Source organism: Actinomycetota bacterium (assembly GCA_013152275.1).
GTDB lineage: Bacteria > Actinomycetota > Acidimicrobiia > Spongiisociales > UBA4744 > BMS3Bbin01.
Genome location: JAADGS010000029.1, coordinates 1 through 4,750, shown reverse-complemented (window position 1 = coordinate 4,750; position 4,750 = coordinate 1). Strand labels below are relative to the sequence as shown.

At 61.6% G+C, this 4,750-nt stretch carries 6 protein-coding genes; all 6 read right to left on the bottom strand.

Annotated elements, in window-relative coordinates; translation table 11 throughout:
• Positions 1-61: 61 nt before the first annotated feature.
• Positions 62-589, bottom strand: a complete 528-nt coding sequence (locus tag GXP34_05205) for a hypothetical protein (GenBank protein NOY55369.1) — start codon at positions 587-589, stop codon at positions 62-64.
• A 142-nt stretch (positions 590-731) separates the two neighbouring features.
• Positions 732-1,301 carry a hypothetical protein gene (locus tag GXP34_05200; protein ID NOY55368.1) on the bottom strand — a complete coding sequence of 190 codons (570 nt, stop codon included), beginning with the start codon at positions 1,299-1,301 and terminating at the stop codon, positions 732-734.
• Complete coding sequence (locus tag GXP34_05195; GenBank protein ID NOY55367.1) at positions 1,298-1,645, bottom strand: hypothetical protein; 348 nt, start codon at positions 1,643-1,645, stop codon at positions 1,298-1,300. The genes GXP34_05200 and GXP34_05195 overlap by 4 nt, the downstream gene beginning before the upstream one ends.
• 115 nt (positions 1,646-1,760) lie before the next feature.
• On the bottom strand, positions 1,761-2,843 hold the full coding sequence (locus tag GXP34_05190) for an ABC transporter permease (protein NOY55366.1): 1,083 nt from the start codon (positions 2,841-2,843) through the stop codon (positions 1,761-1,763).
• Between the two features lie 2 nt (positions 2,844-2,845).
• A complete protein-coding gene (locus tag GXP34_05185) occupies positions 2,846-3,502 on the bottom strand; it encodes an ABC transporter ATP-binding protein (protein ID NOY55365.1) in 657 nt (218 codons plus the stop codon).
• On the bottom strand, positions 3,493-4,551 hold the full coding sequence (locus GXP34_05180) for a hypothetical protein (GenBank protein ID NOY55364.1): 1,059 nt from the start codon (positions 4,549-4,551) through the stop codon (positions 3,493-3,495). Before GXP34_05180 ends, GXP34_05185 begins: the two co-directional genes overlap by 10 nt.
• Positions 4,552-4,750 lie beyond the last annotated feature (199 nt).

The window sequence follows — 4,750 nt, the reverse complement described above, 5'->3', positions numbered from 1 at the left end:
GTTCTTGTGACGTTTGGGCGCAATTATTGCGCCCAAACGTCACAAGAACGGGAGGCCACAACTAATTCGACCCGTCCTGGGCCACCCGGCGACACTCTCCGTATGTCCGGCGGTCGGCCCCGACAAGGTTCTGCAACACCTCACCTGTCGCACCCTCGGGCACGTCAAAACCCTTCTCCCTCATGCACTGCGCCGTACGCGCCAACTCGACGCTCAGCTCCTCAGGAGTCGACTGATTCTGGAACCCAAACACGTTTTCGACGGCGATGGAATACTCGGCCTCACAGTCGGCTTGAATGGCGTCAACGGCGTCCCGGGCTGCATCACCGGGAAGATCCGCCCCCCACACGACCGCCATTTCGTATCCTCCGCCGAGTGGGTCGAAGACAAAGTCCCGAATCTCAACACCGTTCTCGACCTGACACTGCACGTTGGCGAGAATCGCCTTTTCTAGCTCATCGATGGTCACTGCGCCGTCGCTGAGGATCTCCTTCTGGAAATCGGTCGTCGATGCAACCAGCGTCGCAAGCCACGGCGGAAACTCCGAATCGGTGGTGGCAGCCGTACCCGAACACGCCGCCACCACCAACACAAAAGCCACAAGACCGACGCGGAGACGGCCTCCGATCAACATGTCATCCCGATATCCACCGCGCCTCCTCAAACACCAAACGTACCAACCGCGAAGTCACCGTCGATGCCGACAACGCGAGCCGCGCCTACACCAATCCTCAGTTGGCTTGCTCCTGAGCCAACTGGCGACACTCACCGTATGCGCGGCGGCTCGTACCTGCAAGGTTCTGCATTGCCTCGCGTGTTGCACCATCGGGCACATCGAATCCCTCCTCGCGCATACATTGCGCCGTTCGTGCGAGTTCGGCGCTGAGTTCCTCAGGGGTCGGTCGATTCTGAAACCCAAACACACTTCCAACCGCCATCGAGTACTCTTCCGTGCACGCGTTTTCGATAGCGTCAAATGCCGCCAGCTCTGCATCTGTACGATCCGCCTCCTCAGCCGCGACAGACATGCCCCACTCGGCGTTTTCGGAATCGAAACTGAAGTCCGTGATGGGAATCCCGTTCTCCTCCATACACTGCACCGTTGCAAGAACAGCCTTCTCCAACTCGTCGATCGTGACCTCACCGTCACTGAGGATCTCCTTCTGGAAATCGGTCGTCGACGCAACCAGCGTCTCAAGCCACGGTGGGAACGCTGTATCGGTGGTGGCAGGCGTACCGGAGCACGCCCCCACCACCAACACAAAAGCCAGGAGACTGCCAAGCCCCTTGCGTCTCGTCAATAGATCTTCCAAACTGCCGGTGACGGGCCACCCCAAACGGTGTGACGAGTCCAATTGAAGTCGTCGTATCCCCACGACCGCTCGACGTAGCCGCTATACCCGTACCACGATCTGATGGTCCAGGAGCCGTTGACTTTGATTTTCGCCTCGACCTTCACCGTCGAACACGGACCCGAGTTGACCTGAGTTGAAGCGAACACAACGTCGCTGAAGTAGTCGTGGTAGCCGTCGTAGGTGCAGGTTCCATTGCCTCCACCCACTACGTGGACGTTGCTAGCGGAGGCCGGAGTGATAGTCGTGGTCATCATGGCGACGACCAGGAGTAGGTAGATGATTCTTCGCATGTGCTTTCCCTTCTTCGGTTGGTCAGGACCGTCGCGCACACCGAATCAAGACCGATACCGAAAGGATACCGACCCGATGTCCGTTTGTGGGGGGGGGTCGCGAAAAGTTTCCTTGTCACCGTTCCTTGAGCAGCGTTGCGATGTGCGATCGCGATAACAGCGCATAGGCGAGCGGACCCACCGCAAGCGCTAGGGCAACTCCGGACGTGGCCGTGAGGAACCCGAACATTGATTGGTCCAGCCGAAGGCTACCGACCAGTCGCAGTCCCACCACGGTGCCCCACAGCAACCCCGCGACCGCACCGATAACTGCTATCAGGGCGGTCTCGATCCATCCGAGCCGGTACAGGTCAAGCGTCGACATACCCAACGATTGGTAGAGCCCCAGTTCGGAGCGGCGGAACCATACGCCGATCCAGAGGATGAGAGAGAGCAGAGCGCCACCGGGGATCCACAACGACTGGGTGCTGCGCTCAAGAAGGCTGCGCAGCGGGTCACGAGTGAATTCGCCGGTCGGCACCAGTGATCGAATCCCGATGCTCAACTCATCCTTGTCGAACCAGGACAACAGCTCGCCCTTGGCAGTGGACTTCGCCTGGGGAGCAAACTCGACCCAGCACTCATCACCATCTCCCGCCGCGACACTCGGAATCATCACCCACCGGCTTGCCGCCTCATACCGACCCGACACATCAACGACGCCAGCGATCTGCACGACGCCAGCGACCCCGCGGGGTTCGACCGTGACGCCAGCGGCAAGACCGAGCTCGTCCGCCGCAGCCTGCCCGACAAAGAACTGGCTAATCGGTGCCGACAAACCAGGGGTCCGATCGCGAGCCCAGACATCCAGCAACCTGCCCGACACCTCAACCGTTTGGAACCGCACTCCCGGGGCAGTCGAGAAGATAGTTTGTTCCGCCCGCCGCACGCCCCCGGCGGCGAGGACATGGTCGAGTCGGTTGAGCTCGGTACAACGGTCGAGTTGGAGGGTGCCGTCTTCGACACCGACCACAAAGACGTTCAGCCCGCGTTCTGTGAATGCCTGCTGGTCCTTGATGACCCCGTCCACGAACGACACTTCTGTGAGGAACAAGCCGGCCACGACACCGGCAAATGCAGCCATGACGACCAGCCCCCGCATACCAGAGCTCACGACGTTGCGGATGCCTTCGCCGATCAACGTCCGAACGTTCCACATTGCTACATCACCGACAGTTCGCCGTCGCGAAGCTCTATGACACGGTCCATGCGCTCAGCGACCTCGGGGTCGTGTGTCGCCACGATGAGAGCTGAACCCTGCTCACGAGCGGCAAGGAGGGCATCGAGCACCCGAGAGGTCGTCGCAGAATCAAGCTGACCGGATGGCTCATCGGCGAGGATGAACCGGGGTCTGCCGCACAGGGCGCGCGCAATACACACTCTCTGTAGCTCTCCACCCGACAGGGTTTGGACGGTCCGATGCGACAACCCGGAGAGGCCGACCATCACGAGCGATTTCTCGGCCTCGACGTATGCGGGAGTGCGTTGCGCTCCCTGGCCGAGCAACGCCAGAGCAGCGTTGTCGCGGACGGATCTGCGTGCCAGCACGTTCGTCGTCTGGGATACCCACGCAAAGTCGCGGGACCGCAATCCCCGGCGAACTCGTCCACCGGGGATGCTCTCACCATCGAGCAACACATCGCCGGACGTCGGTGGCATGAGCAGACCCAGGATCGAAAGCAGGGTCGTCTTCCCCGAACCTGACGGACCCATGATCGCTGCGGTTTCGCCGTCCCCCAACTCCAAAGATACGTCGCGCAACACCGGACCGGCGCTGGTGCGGTAGGTGTGAGTCACATCGCGGACCGCTAACGACATGCCCAAACATCCAGGATCTCGACGGGGTTGACAAGCACCTTGTCACCCGGCTGCACACCCGTCCCGACAAACGCCACGCCGGCGGTCGCTCTTGCCAGCTCAACCGGAACGGCCGCGAATCCGTCCCCATCCGACTTCCATACGCACACGCCCCCGGTTCCGTCGGCTATCACTGCCGATGTCGGGACTGTCGCGACCTCCGTGGACGAGGTCGCCCTGACGAACCCATCCACCGACTCGACCTCGGCGCTCACGGCGAGCAACGCTGCCACCGAACCGAGATCGACGACTACAAGCTCGCCGGAGAGAGCAATGGTGTCACCCTCGGATGAGGCGAACACAAGGTCGCCCGATACCGGCACTGTTTGGCCCTCGCGTACCCCCACCACGGCAGTCGAGAGCGAGCTCGGACTGGTCACCACCGGCGAGCCAACCCCAGGGGCTACGTCATCGACCGCAACGAGCACCGCATCAACAGCGAACGGTTCGCCCGGCAACCAAAGAACGAGCTGCGGCAGGAAAACTCCGCTCGGGTCGGGGTCCCCCAATGACGTGCGCCACGCCTTGACGGCCCGGTCTGTTCGGTAGCCATACGTCCCGGTGATGTTTTCGGAGAAGAAACCGGCCTCTGTGAGGTAGTCCTGGAGCCACTCGACGTCAGGGCCCTTGGCGCCCCGGTCGAGAGTCCTGACCATCGGTTCCGGTGTCACGAGCGCGATCCGGTCGATACCGTCGACGGCCAGGATGACGTCGCCGCTGATGATCGTATCGCCGGCCTCGACGGCGATACGCGTCACCCGTCCGTCCAATCCCGGCGACTTGAGTGTCGGGCCATCCGTCCATGACAACTCAAGGGTGGCAGCCGCCCGGGTATCGACGCTGCGCAGTCCGGCCTCGGTCACGATCGGAACCGGGCCGTCGGTGACGCCGTCCAAGGTGTCCGAGCGCGACTGAACCCCGATCAGAAAGGCAACCGGACCGAGAAACGCAACAGTTGCGAATACCGTCCCGACTATCGCCCCGACAAGTCCCCTGTTGCGTTCGGCCATACACCCATAGTAGCCAACAACTGGTCAGGCGGTAGGCCCACTGCTCCGTTCTTGTGACGTTTGGACCTGACTATTGCCTCGAAACGTCACAAGAACGGAGCAGTTGGTGTTATCGGAGGGAGACATCCCTTGAGAGAACATCGTCCATCGTTTCGCGGCGCATGAGGAGACGGGATTCTCCGTTTGAAACGAGGACCGC